16 protein-coding genes are annotated in these 18478 nt (G+C 73.2%); 6 read left to right on the top strand and 10 right to left on the bottom strand.

The features are described from left to right. Positions 1–2 precede the first annotated feature (2 nt). Complete coding sequence (locus ACIGW4_RS24795) at positions 3–407, bottom strand: carboxymuconolactone decarboxylase family protein (RefSeq protein WP_398713740.1); 405 nt, start codon at positions 405–407, stop codon at positions 3–5. Between the two features lie 38 nt (positions 408–445). Here ACIGW4_RS24795 and ACIGW4_RS24790 point away from each other — a divergent pair, with 38 nt between their 5' ends. Beyond that, positions 446–991: a MarR family winged helix-turn-helix transcriptional regulator gene (locus tag ACIGW4_RS24790; RefSeq protein ID WP_398713712.1), complete on the top strand. Its 546-nt coding sequence runs from the start codon at positions 446–448 to the stop codon at positions 989–991. A 56-nt stretch (positions 992–1047) separates the two neighbouring features. On the opposite strand, the gene ACIGW4_RS24785 is transcribed toward ACIGW4_RS24790, so the two are convergent. The 3 genes from ACIGW4_RS24785 to ACIGW4_RS24775 all read right to left on the bottom strand — a co-directional run bounded on the left by ACIGW4_RS24785 (position 1048) and on the right by ACIGW4_RS24775 (position 5112). Then, positions 1048–2037, bottom strand: coding sequence for an aldo/keto reductase (locus ACIGW4_RS24785; protein ID WP_123454322.1), 990 nt, complete (start codon positions 2035–2037; stop codon positions 1048–1050). A gap of 176 nt (positions 2038–2213) precedes the next feature. Beyond that, positions 2214–2798 (bottom strand): RNA 2',3'-cyclic phosphodiesterase, encoded by a 585-nt coding sequence (thpR, locus tag ACIGW4_RS24780; protein WP_399582888.1) that lies wholly within the window; start codon positions 2796–2798, stop codon positions 2214–2216. Between the two features lie 37 nt (positions 2799–2835). After that, positions 2836–5112 (bottom strand): FG-GAP repeat domain-containing protein, encoded by a 2277-nt coding sequence (locus ACIGW4_RS24775; protein ID WP_399582886.1) that lies wholly within the window; start codon positions 5110–5112, stop codon positions 2836–2838. Positions 5113–5195: 83 nt separating this feature from the next. Here ACIGW4_RS24775 and ACIGW4_RS24770 point away from each other — a divergent pair, with 83 nt between their 5' ends. After that, positions 5196–5696 (top strand): GNAT family N-acetyltransferase, encoded by a 501-nt coding sequence (locus ACIGW4_RS24770; protein WP_398713719.1) that lies wholly within the window; start codon positions 5196–5198, stop codon positions 5694–5696. Between the two features lie 112 nt (positions 5697–5808). On the opposite strand, the gene ACIGW4_RS24765 is transcribed toward ACIGW4_RS24770, so the two are convergent. Next, positions 5809–7146 carry an MFS transporter gene (locus tag ACIGW4_RS24765; protein WP_398713721.1) on the bottom strand — a complete coding sequence of 446 codons (1338 nt, stop codon included), beginning with the start codon at positions 7144–7146 and terminating at the stop codon, positions 5809–5811. A gap of 26 nt (positions 7147–7172) precedes the next feature. Continuing rightward, a complete protein-coding gene (locus ACIGW4_RS24760; protein ID WP_123457423.1) occupies positions 7173–7616 on the bottom strand; it encodes a MarR family winged helix-turn-helix transcriptional regulator in 444 nt (147 codons plus the stop codon). A 238-nt stretch (positions 7617–7854) separates the two neighbouring features. Between ACIGW4_RS24760 and ACIGW4_RS24755 the strand changes: the two genes are divergently transcribed. Further along, on the top strand, positions 7855–8088 hold the full coding sequence (locus tag ACIGW4_RS24755; RefSeq protein ID WP_123454313.1) for a hypothetical protein: 234 nt from the start codon (positions 7855–7857) through the stop codon (positions 8086–8088). Here ACIGW4_RS24755 and ACIGW4_RS24750 read toward each other — a convergent pair. After that, a complete protein-coding gene (locus ACIGW4_RS24750) occupies positions 8058–9512 on the bottom strand; it encodes an NCS2 family permease (protein WP_123454311.1) in 1455 nt (484 codons plus the stop codon). The two genes, ACIGW4_RS24755 and ACIGW4_RS24750, sit on opposite strands and share 31 nt — an antisense overlap. 163 nt (positions 9513–9675) lie before the next feature. Between ACIGW4_RS24750 and ACIGW4_RS24745 the strand changes: the two genes are divergently transcribed. Together ACIGW4_RS24745 and ACIGW4_RS24740 are read left to right on the top strand one after the other, a co-directional pair. Then, positions 9676–9972: a DUF2530 domain-containing protein gene (locus ACIGW4_RS24745; RefSeq protein ID WP_123454309.1), complete on the top strand. Its 297-nt coding sequence runs from the start codon at positions 9676–9678 to the stop codon at positions 9970–9972. Between the two features lie 57 nt (positions 9973–10029). Further along, a complete protein-coding gene (locus ACIGW4_RS24740; protein ID WP_399582883.1) occupies positions 10030–12477 on the top strand; it encodes a cation-translocating P-type ATPase in 2448 nt (815 codons plus the stop codon). A gap of 53 nt (positions 12478–12530) precedes the next feature. Here ACIGW4_RS24740 and ACIGW4_RS24735 read toward each other — a convergent pair whose 3' ends face one another. Then, positions 12531–12935: an SRPBCC domain-containing protein gene (locus ACIGW4_RS24735; protein WP_398713725.1), complete on the bottom strand. Its 405-nt coding sequence runs from the start codon at positions 12933–12935 to the stop codon at positions 12531–12533. Next, positions 12932–13246, bottom strand: a complete 315-nt coding sequence (locus ACIGW4_RS24730; RefSeq protein ID WP_123454303.1) for a helix-turn-helix transcriptional regulator — start codon at positions 13244–13246, stop codon at positions 12932–12934. Before ACIGW4_RS24730 ends, ACIGW4_RS24735 begins: the two co-directional genes overlap by 4 nt. A gap of 178 nt (positions 13247–13424) precedes the next feature. On the opposite strand from ACIGW4_RS24730, the gene ACIGW4_RS24725 reads away from it, so the two are divergent. Then, positions 13425–14621, top strand: coding sequence for a calcium-binding protein (locus ACIGW4_RS24725; protein WP_399582881.1), 1197 nt, complete (start codon positions 13425–13427; stop codon positions 14619–14621). A 64-nt stretch (positions 14622–14685) separates the two neighbouring features. Here ACIGW4_RS24725 and ACIGW4_RS24720 read toward each other — a convergent pair whose 3' ends face one another. Next, positions 14686–17835: a sacsin N-terminal ATP-binding-like domain-containing protein gene (locus ACIGW4_RS24720; RefSeq protein WP_398713741.1), complete on the bottom strand. Its 3150-nt coding sequence runs from the start codon at positions 17833–17835 to the stop codon at positions 14686–14688. Positions 17836–18478 lie beyond the last annotated feature (643 nt).

Here is an 18478-nt window from a genome sequence, read left to right as displayed (position 1 = left end):
GGTCAGGCGGCGCGGACCAGGCGGTTCGCGAAGGTCGACACCGTGTACGCGCCGATGCCGAGGACGACCTCCAGGGCGTTGCGGCGGGTGTGGCCGGCCTTCTCGAAGGCGGCGAGGTCCTCGTCGCTCACCGCGCCGGAGGAGGCGAGGACCTGGAGCGTGAACTTCCGTACGGCGGCGAGGCGTTCGGCGTCGGGGGCGGGTCCGAGGGCGGCCATCTTCCCCTCGTGCATGTCGACGCAGAGGTGGCACTGGTTGCGCTCGGCGACGGTCAGGATCACCGTCTCGCGGGAGTGCGGGTCGAGGGTGGTGGACTCGAAGATCGCGCTGAGCCGGAGGAAGCCGTCGAGGGTCTCCGGGGAGGTCTCTTTGAGGAGGGCGACGGCGGCGGCGGTGCGGGCGGGCATGTCGAGCGGTGCGGTCAAGGCGGTTCCCCCGGGCTAGAATGGACAACATGGTTGACCATGTCGCTGGAGAAAACGTAAACCAGGTTGTCGATAAGGGCAAGGGGGCACCCCCCGTGCACGACACCCCCGGCTACGAACTGCCCCTGCTCCTCTTCGGCGGCTTCCGCACCCTCATCGACCGGCTGCACGCCCGCCTCGCCGACGAGGGCCACCCCGACCTGCGCCCCGCCCACGGCTTCGCCATGCAGGCCATCGGGGTCCACGGCGCCACCGCCAGCGACATCGGCCGGCGCCTCGGCGTCTCCAAGCAGGCCGCCGGCAAGACCGTCGACCGCCTGCTCGCCGTCGGCTACGCGGAGCGCGCCGACGACCCCGCCGACGCGCGCCGCAAACTCGTCCGGCTCACCCCGCGCGGGTACGACGCCCTCGCCCGCTCCGCCGCGGTCTTCGACGACCTGCGGGCGGAATGGATCACCGCACTCGGCGCGGACCGCGTCCGGGACATGGAGGCGGCCCTGCGGAACGTCGTCCCCGCCGAGACGGCGTTCCGCCTGGACGCCACGAGCTGGCTGGGAGCCCCTTAGGACCTGATCCGACGGGACCCGTCAGGCAGGCCCCGGGACCCGGCCCCCTCAGGGGGTCACCAGGCGAAGGCCTCCGGGGACGGCCCCGGCCCGGGGAAGATCTCGTCGAGCCCGGCCAGCACCTCCTCGCTCAGCTCCAGCTCCAGAGCGGCCAGCGCGCCCGCCAGCTGCTCCGGGGTGCGGGGCCCGACGATCGGCCCGGTGACCCCGGGCCGGGTCAGCAGCCACGCCAGAGCCACCTCACCGGGCTGCAGACCGTGCTTGTCGAGCAGGTCCTCGTACGCCTGGAGCTGCGCCCGCGCCGTCGGGTCGGCCAGCGTGGCCGCCGCGCGCCCCTCCGTGCGCCGCTTGCCCTCGGTCTCCTTCCTCAGGACGCCGCCGAGCAGACCGCCGTGCAGCGGCGACCAGGGGATGACCCCGAGGCCGTACTCCTGCGCGGCCGGGATCACCTCCATCTCGGCGCGCCGCTCGAAGAGGTTGTAGAGGCACTGCTCGCTGACGAGCCCGACCGAGCCCCGCCGCGCCGCGACCTCGTTGGCCTGGGCGATCTTGTAGCCGGGGAAGTTCGAGGACCCGGCGTAGAGCACCTTGCCCTGCTGGACGAGGACGTCGACGGCCTGCCAGATCTCCTCGAAGGGAGTCGCCCGGTCGACGTGGTGGAACTGGTAGACATCGATGTAGTCGGTGCCGAGCCGCTTGAGACTGGCCTCCACGGCCCTGCGGATGTTGAGCGCCGAGAGCTTGTCGTGGTTGGGCCAGGCCTCGCCGTCGGGGCCCATGTTCCCGTAGACCTTGGTGGCGAGGACCGTACGGTCACGGCGGCCGTCGCCCTTGGCGAACCAGGAGCCGATGATCGACTCCGTCCGCCCCTTGTTCTCCGCCCACCCGTAGACGTTCGCGGTGTCGAAGAAGTTGAGCCCCGCGTCGAGGGCGGTGTCCATGATGGCGTGACTGGTGGCTTCGTCCGTCTGCGGTCCGAAGTTCATCGTCCCGAGGACGAGTCGGCTGACCTTGAGTCCGGTGCGTCCGAGCTGCGTGTACTCCATGACGCTCAAGCCAACTGCTTCGAGCGCACTCGAAGCAAGGACCTTCCCACAGCGTGGCAGGGACGGGTCACCAGGGGTTACTGACCGACCAGCGACGACACCGCGATGATCGCGAACATCAGGACGAGGGCGCCGGCCATGATCAGGTTTCGAGTCTTCGGATCCACCCGTCGAGGTTAACCCGACTCGCCCTCCCGCCCCCCAAGGGGCCAGGCGCCGACCGTCTCGTACCGGGGCTGCTCCCCCACCACCCCGCTCACCGGCAGGTTCGACCGCACGAGCGCCAGCTCGGCCACGGACCACCGCTCCCCCTCGAAGGAACCGAGCTCGTCCACGAACGGACGAAGGGACACCCCCTCCCCCTTCGCACGACCGACCGTCAGATGGGCCTGGTAGCGACGGTGCTCCTCCATCGGGACCCCGGCGCGGCGGGCGGCCGCGTCGGCGCGCTCCGCGAGCAGCCGCAGCTCGTCCAGATCCCCGGCGGCACCGGCCCACAGCGCCCGCCGCCCGAAGTGGCCGCCGCCGTGCAGCCGCAGCGGAAAGGCCGGCGTCCGGTGCGCGGCCCGTCCGAGCCGCACCCGCAGCTCGGGCAGCAGCTCCTCGTCGACCTCCCCCATGAAGGCCAGGGTGAAGTGCCACCCGGGCCGCGAGGTCCAGCGGATCCCGTCCGCACCGGGCAGCCGGCGCAGCCGGTCGACGACGCGACCGAGCTCGTCCAGCCGCTCCGGCGGGGGCACGACGGCGGCGAAAAGCCTCATGGGGGAAGTCTGGCAGGGGACGGGCCCCGCGGCCGGGTCAGGAGACCTGCTGGTACGGCTCCCCGGCCCAGCTCCTCCCCGCTCCCGCCCCGGTCGACGTCCGGGCCCTGAAGGGGGCCTTCCAGTCGCCCGTGCCGGCGTAGAAGTACGCGGCGCCCTGCGCCGTCCGGGCGTACAGGTCCGGGCGGCCGTCCTTGTTGCCGTCACCGATCCCGACGACGTCCGCGTACGCGTTCCAGCCGCCGCCGATCTTCGTGCGCGGCGCGAACGTGCCGTCACCCCTGCCCAGGTACAGCCACAGCACGCCGTCCTTGTCACGGGCGACGAGGTCACCGGCCGGGCCGCCGCCGACGTTCCCCACGGCCGTGATCCGGTTGTAGATCCCCCAGCCGTACCCGGTCTTCCTCCGCGGCGCGAAGGGCGCGGAGGTGTCCCCCGTCCCCTTGTACAGGTACAGGTCCCCCGCCTTGTCGACGGCGACCAGGTCGGCCCGCCCGTCACCCGTCAGATCGCTCCCGCCGCTGAACCGGGCGTACGTGTTCCAGCCACCGCCGACGCGCACCCGGGACTCGTAGCCGACGCGCGAGGAGCTGCCGGTGCCCCGGTGGAGCCAGAGGACCCCGCCCCGGTCCCGGGCGACCAGGTCGGCGGCGTTCGAACCGGCGAGGTCACCGACGGCCTCGACCCGGTCGTAGACGCTCCAGCCGCGCAGACCGGAGTGCTGGTTCGGCAGGGCGACGAGCCGTCCCGCCGCGTCGTCCCAGCGCGTGCCGATCTGGTCGAGGTAGCCGTCCCCGTCCCGCGCGACCAGGTCCGGTGCCCCGTTGTCGTCGAAGTCGTGCGGCTTGGGGGTACGGGTGACCGTGAAGCTGCCGGAGGCGCTCACCGTCGGCATCCCGTTCCACGGCGTGGCGACCACCTGCCAGTCGTACGTACCGTTGGGCGCGGCCTTCGGGTCCGTGCTGGACGCGTCGGCCACTTCGGCGGCCCAGTCGAAGCCGAGGGATCCATCCGGGAAGCCCCCCGCGCCGGCCGCGGGACGGAGGTCCTTCCGGAAGGTCTCCCCCGTCGCCCTGCTCGTGAGGACGACGGAGAGGTCCGCTTTGGCGGAGGAGAACGTCCAGGTCAGGCGGGGCCGGGCCGTGCGGTCCAGGTCGATGACGGCGGGGACGCCCGTGCCGACGTAGGTGAGGGGGGTGGCGCCGTCGTCGTCGCCGGTGGAGGCGATCAGCTCGGCGGCCGGCCTGCCGTCGGCGCCGACGGCCACTCGGTAGACGCCCTCACCACGGGCGGCGGTGACGCCCAGGACGAGCAGGGCGCCGTCAGCCGCGGGGGTGACGGACCACGCGTGGTCGAGGAGGGGGACGGACGTTCCGTCCTTCAGGGAGCGGGCCGTGAACGTGTGCCACGGGGTCGCGTCACCGGTCGTGGCACCGAACGCGAACCAGTCGTCACCGACCAGGCCGCCCGTGAGGCGGGCGTCCGCGTCGGGGCCGAGGGGGATCCGCCGGACCTCGCTCCGCCCTCGTACCGCCGTGGCGAGAACAGGCTTGCCGTCCACCGCCTCGGTCCAGGCGACGCGGCCCGGAGTGAGGAACGACTCCGGCTCGAAGGACCGCCCGGAGGTCGGTGTGGCGCTCCGCTCGTAGCTCTCGGCGAGACGGGCGGTGGCGAGGTCGACGACGCCGGTCCTCTCGTGCCCGGTGCCGTCGTCGTACTTCACGAGGGCCGCGCCGGGCAGTCGGCCGGACAGCCAGCTGGAGAACGCGGGCAGGCCTGCCACCTCACGGACGGACACCCTGCCGCCGGCCACCTCGATCTGCGTCGGCGGGCGGTCGTAGACGCTCGTCAGGAGGGTCGTGCCGACGAAACCGTAGCTGTCGGCGTCCAGCGCGGGGATGTCCGCCGCCTTGAGGACGACCGGCGCGGCGCCGGTCGCCATGTCGTACACCCGCACCTCCTCGACGGTGGAGCGGTGCCACACGTGCTTGACGAGCAGGACGGTGTCCGACGCGGTGCCGAGGACCTCCCACTCCCCCGCGGGCGCCTCGACGACCTTCGACACGCCGTCGGTGTAGCGGGTCCAGCGGGGCCCGCCCTCGGAGCGCGAGAGAAAGCCGGTCTTCCCCGCGCCGAGCAGCGTTCCCCCCGAGGCCAGGAACGGCACCTGGATCGGTGTGGCGGCGGTCTCGGCGGCCGACACCACCGCCACGGGAGCGGCCGTGGCCGTCGACGCGGCGAACGGCGTCACGGCGGCCGCCGCCAGGACGATCCCCACCGACATCGAGACACGACGCGACAAAGCAGTACGCAAGGTGCTTCCCTCCCCTGACCACCCGGATACGCCCATCACGACTCCCCACCTCGCCGAAGGGTTGTACGACTAGCCTCTCCGGCATGAAGATCAGGAAGGGCGGGGCGGAGGACCTCCCCGCGATACTCGCGGTACTCGACAGCGCGGTCGTCTGGCTGAACGGCAGGGGGATCACGGCCCAGTGGGGCACGGAGCCGTTCTCCACCCGCCCGAGGGCCGTCGAGCAGGTCGCGCGGACGATGTCCGAGGGCGACCCGTGGATCGCGGAGGTCGACGGCGTCCCGGCGGGCACGATGACGCTGACGCCGCACCCCGGCCAGTACGTCGAACCGGCCGACGAGCCCGAGCTGTACGTCCGCTTCCTGGCGACGGACGCCCGCTTCCACGGCCACGGGGTGGGTGCGGCACTGCTGGCCCACGCCGAGGCCGAGACCCGACGCCAAGGAGTGCAGCTCCTCCGCGTGGACTGCTTCGCGGGCAGCGAGGGCCGCCTGATCGAGTACTACGAGGGCCAGGGCTTCACCCGCACCGAGCCGTTCCAGGTCGGCGCCTGGCCGGGCCAGGTCCTGGAACGGCGCGTCTGACGACGGCGGCGGGAGGGGGCGGGGCGCGGCACCGCCCCCGAACCGAAGCCGCACCCGGCAACGACGCCGCAGCGAAGCCGCACCCGCACCGAGACCGCCGCCCGCCCGAGGGCTACGCCGCGGTCGCCAGCTGATCCCGCGGCACGAACCGCACCTGCGGATGCCCCCGGTGCCAGCCCATCGCGAGCCTGAGGCCGCCGACCCGGGCCAGGACCAGCCCCACGACGACCGCCGCGGCCAGCGAGATGACGCCGCCCGTGGCGAAGCCGACGCGCGCGCCGTACGTGTCGGTGACCCAGCCGAGCAGCGGGGCCCCGATCGGCGTGCCGCCGGCGAAGACCATCATGTAGAGGCTCATGACCCGGCCCCGCATGGCGGGATCGGTGGCCATCTGGACGGCCGAGTTCGCGGTGATGTTCACCGTGAGGCCGAGCAGGCCGATCGGCACGAGCAGCAGCGCGAACAGCCAGAACGCGGGCGAGAGGGCCGCCGCGATCTCCAGGACGCCGAAGACGCCCGCCGTGATGACCAGCATCCGCAGCCGGGTCGAGCCGCGGCGGGCCGCGGCGAGGGCGCCCACGAGGGAGCCGGCCGCCATCAGGGTGTTGAGGAAGCCGTACGAGCCGGCGCCGACGTGGAAGACGTCGCCGGAGAAGGCGGTGAGCCAGATCGGGAAGTTGAACCCGAAGGTCCCGATGAAGCCGACCAGCACGATCGGCCAGATCAGATCGGGCCGCCCGGCCACGTACCGCAGTCCTTCTCTCAGCTGTCCCTTGCCGCGCGGGGCGCGCTCCACCTTGTGGAGCTCGCTCGTCCGCATGAGCAGGAGGCTCGTGAGCGGGGCGAGGAAGGAGAGGCCGTTGAGGAGGAAGGCCCATCCGCTGCCGACGCCGGCGATGAGGGCACCGGCGATGGCGGGTCCGACGAGCCGGGCGGACTGGAAGTTGGCCGAGTTCAGGGAGACGGCGTTGCGGAGCTGCCCGGGCCCGACCATCTCGGAGACGAAGGTCTGCCGGGCGGGGTTGTCGACGACCGTGACCATGCCCAGCAGGAAGGCGATCAGATAGACGTGCCAGACCTGGACGGACCCGGAGAGGGTGAGGGCGGCGAGCGCGAGCCCGCACAGCCCGAGGGCGGCCTGGCTGACGAGGAGCAGGCGCCGCTTCGGGTAGCGGTCGGCGATGACGCCGCCGTACAGCCCGAAGAGCAGCATGGGCAGGAACTGGAGGGCCGTCGTGATGCCGACGGCGGCGGCCGAGCCGGTGAGGCTCAGGACCAGCCAGTCCTGGGTGATCCGGGCCATCCACGTACCGGTGTTGGAGACGATCGCTCCGGTGAAGAACAGCCGGTAGTTCCGGATCCCGAGCGAGGAGAAGGTTCCTCCCCGCCCGCGGGTGTCGAGGGTGGGTTTATGGACGGGTGCGGAGTCTGCTCCGGGTCCCGTACTCAAAGTGCGTCGCCTCCTTGGCGCCTCGGTTACAGGTGGGCGAGCTTCTCCAGGACCGGGGCGGCCGCGCGCAGCTTGGCCCACTCGTCCTCGTCCAGACCCTCGGCGAGGGTGGCCAGCCAGGCGTTCCGCTTGCGGCGGGACTCCTCGAGCATGGCTTCGGCCTGCTCGGTCTGGCTGACCACCTTCTGCCGGCGGTCGTCGGGGTGCGGCTCGAGCCGGACCAGTCCCTTGGCTTCGAGCAGCGCGACGATGCGGGTCATCGACGGCGGCTGGACGTGCTCCTTGCGGGCCAGCTCACCGGGGGTGGCGGAGCCGCAGAGCGACAGGGTGCCGAGCACCGACATCTCGGTGGGGCTCAGCGACTCGTCGACGCGCTGGTGCTTGAGGCGTCGGCCCAGTCGCATGACGGAGGAGCGGAGCGCGTTCACGGCCGCGGCGTCGTCGGCGGTGCCGTGGGACAGGTCAGGCATGTTCATTAGGCTAACTCATTACTCTGTCTAAATACCAACGGGAACACCCGGAGGTAGCACGAATCACACCCGCACCACGGCGAGCGGCACCGACAGGGCGCCGCGCGACACCGCGGGGCGCCGCACGGCAGCACAGCGCCCGCCAGATCACGCTTCGGCATCCATGTATCACCCAAATGAGTGAGTCGGATCCAGAAAGTGACGCAAAGGAGCCCCGGCTGCCCCGACCCTGAACGACATGGGATCGACAGTGCTCAGCCTGCGCATCGACGGTGAGCTGCTCGACCGGCTCAGGAGTCACGCCGCGAAAAGAGGAATGAGCGTCCAGGACTACGTGGCCCGGACGCTCATTCGCGAGGATTTCGACGAGCGGTTCAAGACCGCGGTCGACGAGACGGAGAGGTTCTACGGCCCGGCCTCAACCGGCACCGGAACCGGTGATCACGTGAGGCCGAGCGCCGGCATCGCGTAGTAGAAGACGAAGACCGCCGACACGACGTACATCGCCACCGGGACCTCACGGCCCCGGCCGGCCGCGAGCCGCAGCACGCTGAAGGCGATGAAGCCGATGCCGATGCCGTTCGTGATCGAGTACGTGAACGGCATCATCACCATGGCCAGGAACGCCGGCACCGCGATGGTGAAGTCGCTCCAGTCGATGTCCTTGACCGACCCGGCCAGGATCAGGAAGCCCACCGCGAGCAGCGCGGGGGTCGCCGCCTGCGACGGCACCATGGTCGCGAGCGGCGTGAGGAACAGCGCCACCGCGAACAGACCGCCGGTCACGACGGACGCGAGACCGGTCCTGGCCCCCTCGCCGACGCCGGCGGTGGACTCCACGAAGCAGGTGGTGGCCGAGGAGGAGGTCGCGCCGCCGGAGGCGACGGCCAGGCCGTCGACGAGGAGGACCTTGTTGATGCCGGGGAAGTTGCCGTCCTCGTCGATCAGCTTGGCCTCGTCGCCGACGCCGAGGATCGTGCCCATCGCGTCGAAGAAGCAGGACAGCAGGACGGTGAAGACGAAGAGGACGCCGGTCAGGAGGCCGACCTTGTCGAAGCCGCCGAAGAGGCTGACCTTGCCGACGAGCCCGAAGTCGGGCGAGGCGACGGGGTTGCCGGGCCACTCCGGGGTGGTGAGGCCCCAGGAGGGGACCTTCGCGACCGCGTTGATCACCATGGCCACGAGCGTCATGACGACGATCGAGATCAGGATCGCGCCCGGCACCTTGCGGATGATCAGGGCGAGGGTGAGGAGGGTGCCCAGGATGAAGACGAGGACGGGCCAGCCGGTGAGGTGACCGTCGCCGCCGAGCTGGAGCGGGACGGTGGTGTGGGCGATGTCGGGGATGCGGGAGACGAAGCCCGAGTCGACGAGGCCGATCAGCATGATGAAGAGGCCGATGCCGATCGCGATGCCCTTGCGCAGGCCGACCGGGACGGCGTTCATGACGCGCTCGCGCAGACCGGTGGCGACGAGCAGCATGACCACGATGCCGGCGAGGACGACCATGCCCATGGCGTCCGGCCAGGACATCTTCGGCGCGAGCTGGAGCGCGACGACCGTGTTGACGCCGAGGCCGGCGGCGAGCGCGATCGGGACGTTGCCGATGACGCCCATGAGGAGCGTCGTGAGGGCGGCGGTCAGGACGGTCGCGGTGACGAGCTGGCCGCTGTCGAGCTGGTGCCCGTACATGTCCTTGGCGCTGCCGAGGATGATCGGGTTCAGCACGATGATGTAGGCCATCGCGAAGAAGGTGGCGAAGCCTCCGCGGACCTCGCGGGCGACGGTGGAGCCGCGCTCGGAGATCCGGAAGTAGCGGTCGAGACCGGAGACGGGAGCACCGGGGGCGCCGGGGGTCTCCGGGGGCGTGGCCTTGGCGGTGGCCGTCGAGCTCATGGGGGTTCCTCTTCAGAGGTTCAGAAAGTCCTTTTTTGGCGGTTCGTACAAGGGAAACCCGCCACAGGCAAACCGTTTCAGTATGAACACATGAACGAGTGGGCGTCCATCTCCGCGCGTAGACCGTACGAGGACACGAAAACGGGCCGCCTAGACTGGGCCCATGGCGAAGTGGACACCGAAGCACGAGGCACCCGAGCCCCTCGAAGGGCCCGTCGTCGCCACCATCACCGGCGGAACGATCCTCTGGTTCGTCCTCTTCGTCGTCCAGGTCCCCTTCTACGGCTGGTTCGACGACCGGGGCCTCACCTCCTGGGTCTGGACCTGTCTGGCCGGCGCCGGACTCGGCCTGATCGGCATCTGGTACGTGCGGAAGCGGGACGCGGCGATCAAGCGGCACGCGGCGGCGAACGCGGCGGCGCGGACGACGGAGCCCCCGGAGGCCCGCCCCGGCGCCTGACGCCGGTTCGCCCTGCTCGGCAGGTGAACGACCGGAACCGGTCGTACCGTCGAGAACATGACTCAGCGGGCGAAGATCGACGCGGCCGGAGACGGAGCCGGCGACGGGACCCCCGGGACCGCCGGAGCCACCGGGACCGCCCCGGCGGAACCGCCCGTCGTGCACCGCGCCGTCGGCCTGACCTCCGCCGAGGTCGCCGAGCGGGTCGCGCGCGGGGAGGTCAACGACGTCCCCCTCCGCAGTTCCCGCTCGACCACCGACATCGTCCGCGCGAACGTCTTCACCCGCTTCAACGCGATCATCGGCGTCCTGTGGGTGATCATGCTGGTCGTCGCGCCGATCCAGGACAGCCTCTTCGGCTTCGTGATCGTCGCCAACACCGGCATCGGCATCGTCCAGGAGCTCCGCGCCAAGAAGACCCTCGACGGGCTCGCGGTCATCGGCGAGGCGAAACCCACCGTCCGGCGCGACGGCGTCACCGCCGAGATCTCCACCTCCGAGATCGTCCTCGGCGACCTCGTCGAACTCGGACCGGGCGACAAGGTCGTCGTCGACGGCGAGGTGGCGGAGGCCGACAGCCTGGAGGTCGACGAGTCGCTGCTCACGGGCGAGGCCGACCCGGTGGTGAAGAGGCCCGGCGACCGGATGATGTCCGGCTCGTTCGTGGTCGCCGGCGGCGGCGCCTTCACCGCCACCAGGGTCGGCCGCGAGGCGTACGCCGCCCAGCTCGCCGAGGAGGCCTCCCGCTTCACCCTCGTCCACTCCGAGCTGCGCACGGGCATCTCCACGATCCTCAAGTACGTGACGTGGATGATGGTCCCGACCGCGATCGGGCTCGTCATCAGCCAGCTCGTCGTGAAGAACAACGACTTCAAGGGGGCCGTCGCCCGCACGGTCGGCGGCATCGTCCCGATGATCCCCGAGGGCCTCGTCCTGCTCACCTCGGTCGCCTTCGCGGTCGGGGTGATCCGGCTCGGCCGCAGACAGTGCCTCGTCCAGGAGCTGCCCGCGATCGAGGGCCTGGCCCGGGTCGACGTCGTCTGCCTCGACAAGACGGGCACGCTCACCGAGGGCGGCATGGACGTCACGGACCTCCGCCCGCTGAACGGCAGCGACGAGGCGTACGTACGGCAGGTGCTGGGCGCCCTCGGCGAGTCGGACCCGCGTCCGAACGCCTCCCTCCAGGCCGTCAAGGACGCCTACCCGGACACCGTGGAATGGCGCTGCACGGAGAGCCTGCCGTTCTCCTCGGCCCGCAAGTACAGCGGCGCGTCGTTCAGCGAGGGCGACGGGGAGAACTCGACGTGGCTGCTGGGCGCACCGGACGTCCTCCTGTCCGCCGAGGACCCGGTCCTCGGCGAGATCGACCACCTCAACGAACAGGGCCTGCGGGTCCTCCTCCTCGCCCGTGCGGCCCACGAACTCGACAGCCCGGCCGTGGCCACCGGCGCCCGCCCCGCCGCCCTCGTCGTCCTGGAGCAGCGGCTGCGTCCCGACGCCGCCGACACCCTCGCCTACTTCGCCGACCAGCAGGTCGCCACCAAGGTCGTCTCCGGCGACAACGCGGTCTCGGTGGGCGCGGTGGCGGGAAAGCTGAACATGCCCGGCGCGGAGAACACGATCGACGCCCGCACCCTCCCCACCGAGCGGGAGGACATGGCGAAGGCCCTGGACGAGAACGCGGTCTTCGGCCGGGTCACCCCGCGGCAGAAGCGGGACATGGTGGCGGCGCTGCAGTCCCGCGGCCACACCGTCGCCATGACGGGGGACGGCGTCAACGACGTCCTCGCGCTGAAGGACGCGGACATCGGCGTCTCGATGGGCTCGGGCTCGGAGGCGACGAGGGCGGTGGCGCAGATCGTCCTGCTGAACAACAGCTTCGCGACGCTCCCGTCGGTGGTGGCGGAGGGCCGCCGGGTCATCGGCAACATCACCCGCGTGGCCACCCTCTTCCTCACGAAGACGGTCTACTCGGTCCTCCTGGCGATCCTGGTGGTGGTCTCGCAGGTGGAGTACCCGTTCCTCCCCCGGCACCTGACCCTGCTCTCCACCCTCACGATCGGCGTGCCGGCCTTCTTCCTCGCGCTGGCCCCGAACAAGGAACGCGCGAAGCCGAACTTCGTACGGCGGGTCATGCGGTACGCGATCCCCGGCGGCGTCATCGCGGCGGCGGCCACCTTCGCCACGTACCTCCTGGCCCGCCACCACTACACGGGCACCGACGCCCTGGGCGCCGAGACCAGCGCGGCCACCCTCACGCTCTTCCTGGTCTCCCTCTGGGTCCTCGCGATCATCGCCCGCCCCTACACCTGGTGGCGGCTCGCCCTGGTCGCCGCCATGGGAGGGGCCTTCCTCCTGGTCCTCGCCGTCCCCTGGCTCCAGAAGTTCTTCGCCCTGAAACTGGTGGGCGTGACGATGCCGTGGACGGCGGTGGCGATCGCGGCGGCGGGCTGCGTCCTGCTGGAGCTGGCGTGGCGGTGGGTGGACCGGAGGTTCCCGACGTAAGGGGCGGACCCCTCCGGCCCGGCGCGATCACGCGATCGCGCGATCAGTCGCGATCAGCCGTGCAGCGTGGCGTCCAGACGGTCCAGGACGTGGGGCCAGCCCCTGCCCATCCCCTCGTACGCCTGGCGGCCCAGGGGCGAGTCGAGGTCGAAGCCGGCGTGGGTGAGGACGAGGCGGGTGCCCTCGCCCTCCGGCCGGAGCGTCCAGGTGACGGTGGTGTCGAGCGTGCCCTCGGCGAAGCGGTAGGCGAGCAGCCGCTCGTCCTCCACGGCGGTCACCTCGCAGGGCTGACCGCCGAAGGCGCCCATGTCGAGGGTGAAGCGGTGCCCGACGACGGCCTTGACGTCGCCGGCCGCCCACCAGCGGGCGTGCAGGTCGGGGTCGGTCAGGGCCTTCCACACCGCGGCGGGGGCGTGGGGCAGGAACTTCTCGCAGGTGAGCGCGGCGCTCTCGGTCATGTCTCGGCTTCCTCGTCCAGGAGATGGGCCAGCGCGTCCAGACGCTGCTTCCAGTACCGCTCGAACGGGTGCAGCCACTCGCCCACCTCGGCCAGCCGGGCCGGTTCGAGGTGGTAGAAGCGGTGCCGCCCGCGGGGCTCCTCGCGCACCAGTCCCGCGGCGCGGAGCACCGCCAGGTGCTCGGAGACGGCGGGTCTTCCGAGCTCGAACATCCCGGCCAGCTCGCCCGTGGAGCGAGGCCCTTCCCGCAGTGTTTCGAGCAGCTTGCGGCGCACCGGGTTGGCCAGCACGCCGAACACGTCGGTCGGCATGACCCCCACGATACGTCGGAACTTTCCGACGCGTCAAAACCTTCCGACGCGTTACGGGGGCCGGCCCACGGCGCGGGCGGCCGCCGACCCATCGGGTGAAATCACTTTCCGTCCACCCGGGCACCCCTCACCCCGGGCAGACATCACGCCACGTGACCACCTTCTGGAAGGAACCCCCGTGGCCCGCAGAACAACCGTCGGCCTCCTGTGCGCCCCGGCGCTCGTCGCCGCCGCCCTCACCGTCACCGCCGGGGGCCCCGCCGCCGCGGCGCCCACCTGCTTCGAGGCCGCCGCCACCGTCACCGGCACCGTCGGCACCCCGGGGGACGACGTCATCATCGGCACGCCCGGCGACGACGTCATCGACGGCAAGGGCGGCAACGACCGGATCTGCGGCCTCGGCGGCGACGACCGCATCCACGGCGGGGACGGCGACGACCGCGTCACGGGCGGGACCGGCGACGACCGGGTCTTCGGCGACGCCGGCAACGACGAGGCGATCGGCGACGAGCGCGCGTACACCGGCGACGTCACCGGCCCCACCGGCCGGGACCTCCTCGACGGCGGGACCGGGCACGACTTCCTGCTCGGCGACAACGCGGCGACGCAGGGCACGGCCGAGGGCGCCGCCCCCGACGTCCTCGTCGGCGGGGACGGCGACGACATCCTCTACGGGGACGACTCCGGCGACCGCGCCAACGGCGGCGCCCCGGACCGGATCATCGGCGGCGACGGGGAGGACGTCGTCGTCGGGGACTCGCTCGGCTACTACGCGGCGTCGGGCGCCGGGGACGACGTCATCCTCGAAGGCGCCGGCACCCTCGGCGACGTCACCGGGGACAGCTTCGCGCCGTTCGGCAACGCGACCGGCGCCGGCGGCGACGACCTGATCGACTTGGGAACGGACGGCGCGTTCGGCGCCGTCGGCGACCACACGTCCGGCGGCACCGCGGTCGGCTCCGGCAACGACCGGATCCTCGGCGGCGCCACGGGCGAGACCGTGCTCATCGGCGACAACTCCCTCGTCGATCCCACCGGGACCACCGCGGGCGACGACCTGATCGAGGGCCGTGGCGGCGACGACCGGATCTTCGGCGACAACTCGGACTGGAGCCGGACGCTCGGCACCGCCGGCGGCCGGGACGCCCTGCGCGGCGGCGACGGCGACGACCACCTGCGCGGCGGCCCCGCCGGCGACGTCCTCGACGGCCAGGCCGGCATCGACGACTGCGACGGCGAGGCCGGGACGGACATCGTGGCCGGCTGCGAGACCCAGCCGGCCACGCGCTCCCCCCGGAAGGCCGCCCCCGCCCGGACGGACCGCCCGCTGTACGACCGCCTCGCGGGACGGGCCGGCAGGAACGGGCGGCTCTGACCGACGGGAGCGGGCGGCACCGGCGGTCCGGTCCGGTCCGGTCCGCGCGAGCCTCTCCCGGACCTCAGTCGAACCAGCGGTCCCTCGCCAGTTCCGCCGTCCTCGACGGGTCCTCCAGGAGGGCCGCCACCTCGAAGCGGCGGGGCCACTGGCCGGCCGCCCAGGCGAGGCCGGCCGCCACGCCCTCCAGGGTGGCCGCGTGGACGACGCCGTCCGGGGTGCGGCGCCAGTCGAGTTCGGTGCCGCCGGCGTGGAGTTCCTCGTGCTCGATGTACGAGGCGGGGGTGGCCGGGCCCAGGAGGGCGTGGACCGAGGGCGGCACCTCGTGCTCCTCGCCGACCGTCGTCACCTCGGCCTCGACCGCCTCGCTCAGCCGGCGGACCTGGAAGAGGTCGGCCAGGTCCGCGGCGCGGGACGGCGAGACGGGCAGCAGGGGAAGGTCGCCGGCCAGCGGGAGGAGGTCGGGGGCGTCCGCCACCAGGGCCTCCGACGCGTCGACCACGACCAGGGCACCGTCCACGACCGCCCGCAGCTCGTCGGGGAGCAGCGTCACCTGCTCGGGGTCCAGGTCCGCCAGGGCCGTGTACAGGGCGTGCAGCTGCGGGGCCGTCACCTCGCGCGCCGGGTCCGCCAGCCGGGCCAGGAGCTCCGCCGCGCCGCCCGGCTCGTCGAGGAGGGCCGCGACCGAGGTGCGGACGCCCAGGGCGCGGAGGACCTGCTCGTCCTCGAAGCCGGTCGCGTCGGCGGAGTCGTAGAGACCGGCCAGGAGCGGGTCCGAGCCCTCCGCGCGGAGGCCCGCCGGGTGGCGGCCGTCCAGGACCGGGTGGTCGCGCAGCCACCAGGCGGTGTACGAGCGGACGGTCTCCGTCGTGCCGTCCGGGAGGAGGACCCGCACGGGCTGGGTCAGGGCGTCCCGGAGCGGCGGCTGCGCGAGGAGGGCGAGCGCCTGCGGCCAGCAGTCGTCGTCGACCAGGTCCAGGTCCCGTACGGCCACGATCTCCGTCGCCACCGGGGGCACGGGGCTCTCCGGGAGCCGGTCCAGGACGTCCTCGCACCAGACGTCGACCGCGTCGAGGAGGCCCGCGTCGTCCGGCTCCGGATAGTCGCCCTCGCGCGGCTCGACCTCGTCCGGGTCGAGGACCAGGTCGGTCGCGCGGATCAGGGCGAAGTTCGCGAGCACCCCGCACGCGGCGAGCGGCTGCTCGCCCCAGCGGGCGGCCAGGTCGCCGTCCACGAAGGCGAGTTCGTCCTCGCGCATCACGGCGGCGAAGGGCGAGGCCGGCAGGACGAGCTCGCCGGCCGGGGAGAGTTCGCCGTCCTCGTCGGGGAGGGCGAGCGCGCCGAGCCAGGGCTCGTCGCCCGGTTCGAGCTCCGCGTCCCGGACGAGGGCGAGGACCGTCTCGGCGAGCTCCTCGGCGTCGAGGGCGTCGGCGTCCTCGTCCCAGATCTCCCCCGCGTCGAGGGAGGCGGCGACCGCCGCCCGCACCTGCGGGGTCGTCAGGACCGCGCGGGGCGTGGCGGGCAGGGCGCCCAGCTTCTCCAGGAGCGGGTGCGCCGCCTCCGGGTGCGCCACCTTCAGACCGAGCCGGGTCAGCTCGGCGGGGGTGCGGTCCTGCGGGAGGAGGACCTGGCGGGGACCGATCGTCGTACGGATCCTGGCGCCCTCGGCGCTCTCCGCGAGCGGCACCGGGAGGCCCGTCAGCCGGTCCGGGTCGACGCCGGCGAGCGAGTCGTACAGCCGCCACCACCACGTCGGCGCCCTGTCCACCCCGGCGAGGCGGTCGATCGCCTCGGTGAGCGGCACGCGGCCGATGCCGAGGGTACGGAGCTCGGGGCGCCGCTCCAGGCCGGCCGGGAGGAGCGTCGGGAACACCTCGGCGAGGACCTCGACGGTCTCCGCGCCCGCGCCTTCCACGACCTCCGCCTCGATCGGGCGGAGCGCGGGCAGCTCCTCGGACGGCGCGGCGGGCGCCAGGAACGCCACCCTCGGCAGCCGGTCCAGGATCGCCTCGCGCAGCGCCCCGTCGATCGGGCCCTTGCCGAGCGGGCCGGGCACCAGGTCGAGGGCCGCGGTCGTCACCGGCCGCCAGTCGGAGAGCAGTTCGGCGTACGCGTCGGCCGCGCGCTGCACCAGGAAGTCGGTGAGCGGCCCCGGCGCCGGGTGCCGGCGGGCGGTGTCCAGCGGGAGGGACGCGATGAGGAGCGCCGGGATGCCGAGCGGCTCGTCGGTGGGGGTGGGGGCGTGCACGACGGGCGTGGTGCGGGGGTACTTCGGGGCGCCCTCGGCGTCCACGGGCACGGCCCAGGTGACCGACCAGTGCGGGCGCAGGCGCTCCTCGACCGGGCGGTCCCTGAGGAGTTCGGGCTCGATCGGGCCGCCGTGGGTGACGGTCCGCCAGCGGTGGCCGCCGGTCGCGGAGTCGTCGATGCGGACGTAGCCGTCCTCCTCGGAGCGGCGGAGGGTCCGTACCCCTCCTTCGGGTGTCTCGACGACGACCTCCGCGAGACCCGGGAGGGTGAGGAGCAGGGCGTCGTCGACGGAGGCGAGGAGGCGCTCGGTCAGGTCCTCGGCGGCGGCGTCGCGCATCGGGAGGACGACGACGGTGTCGTAGCCCTCGGGGGCGGTGCCCTCGGCGGGCAGCGGCAGCCGGAGGAGGGGTACGTGGCCGTCGCGGCGGCGCAGTTCGTCGCCGAGGCCCGGGCTGTAGCGGGCGGCCTCGGCGGCCAGCTCCCGCGCCTCGGCGAGGGACCAGCGGACGCCGCCGTGCCGGCCCAGGACGGCGGGCTCGTCGGTGACGGCGAGGACGGCGGCGAAGCCGACGCCGAAGCGGCCGACGGCACCGTGGCCCTGCTCGCGCTTGGCGGAGGCGCGCAGGGTGGACAGCGACTCGGCGCCGGCGGCGTCCAGCGGGGCGCCGGTGTTCGCCGCGGCGAGGACGGCGGGGCCCTCGTGGTCCGCGGGGTGCAGGGTCAGGCGGAGGCGGCCCGGGACGCCGGCGCGGTGGGCTGCGTCGGCGGCGTTCTGGGCCAGCTCGACGACGAGGCGGTCGCGGTAACCGCCGAGCGCGAGGTCCTCCTCGGCGTTGGCGTCCTCGCGGAACCGGGCGGGGCCGGCGCCCCAGGCGTCGAGCACGCCCCGCCGCAGCCGTGCGGTGCCGAAGGGATCGGTTCCGTCGGTCGTCGTCCGGACGCTGACGCTCACGTCTGACTCCAGTCTGCGGTTCTGCGGGCGGTCGGTCCCGGACCATTGCCCGGGGCCCGAAGGTACCGTGCGGCGGGCCGGGCGGGTTGCGGGGCACGTGGGTGAGCGGGGGCGCGCGGGGTCACGAACCCCGCCCCACCACGATCCCGCCCCTCCGCCGGCCCCGGGGCGGGCCGCGCCTCCGCCCCCGTCGCGGGCGCGCCCACCGGTGCGGCGCCTACCCCGTCGCGGGTGCGCCCACCGGTGCAGCGCCCGTCCCCGTTGCGGGCTGCGCCCACCGGGCGGTGCCCACCCCCGCCCCCCGTTGTGGGCAATCGTTCCGCTGGGGCGGAACGGGTGGGCACAACGGACCCGCGCCCTGCCGGCGCCAGAGGCTCACGTGCCTGAACCCGCACCGGGCTGTGTGCCGCACCAGTGGTGCGGGTTCAGGCGCGGAACGCGGAGGCGCCGCTGAAGGGCGCCGTCCCGTGTGCCCACCCGTCCCGCCCCAGCGGGACGATTGCCCACACGGAGGTGGGCAGGGGCGCCGCCCAGCAGGGCGCGGGCCCCACACGGGCAGGGGGCAACGTCCCGCAGGGCGCGGGCCCGCGCGGCGGGTGGGCGGGGGCGCCGCCCCGGCGGGAGAGGCACCGCCCAGCCGGGCGCGGGTCCCGCA

This window comes from Streptomyces sp. NPDC053513, assembly GCF_044544765.1.
GTDB classification, from domain to species: Bacteria; Actinomycetota; Actinomycetes; order Streptomycetales; family Streptomycetaceae; genus Streptomyces; species Streptomyces litmocidini.
The sequence above is the reverse complement of the archived record's forward strand: the minus strand, read 5'-3'. Positions and strand labels throughout refer to the sequence as shown.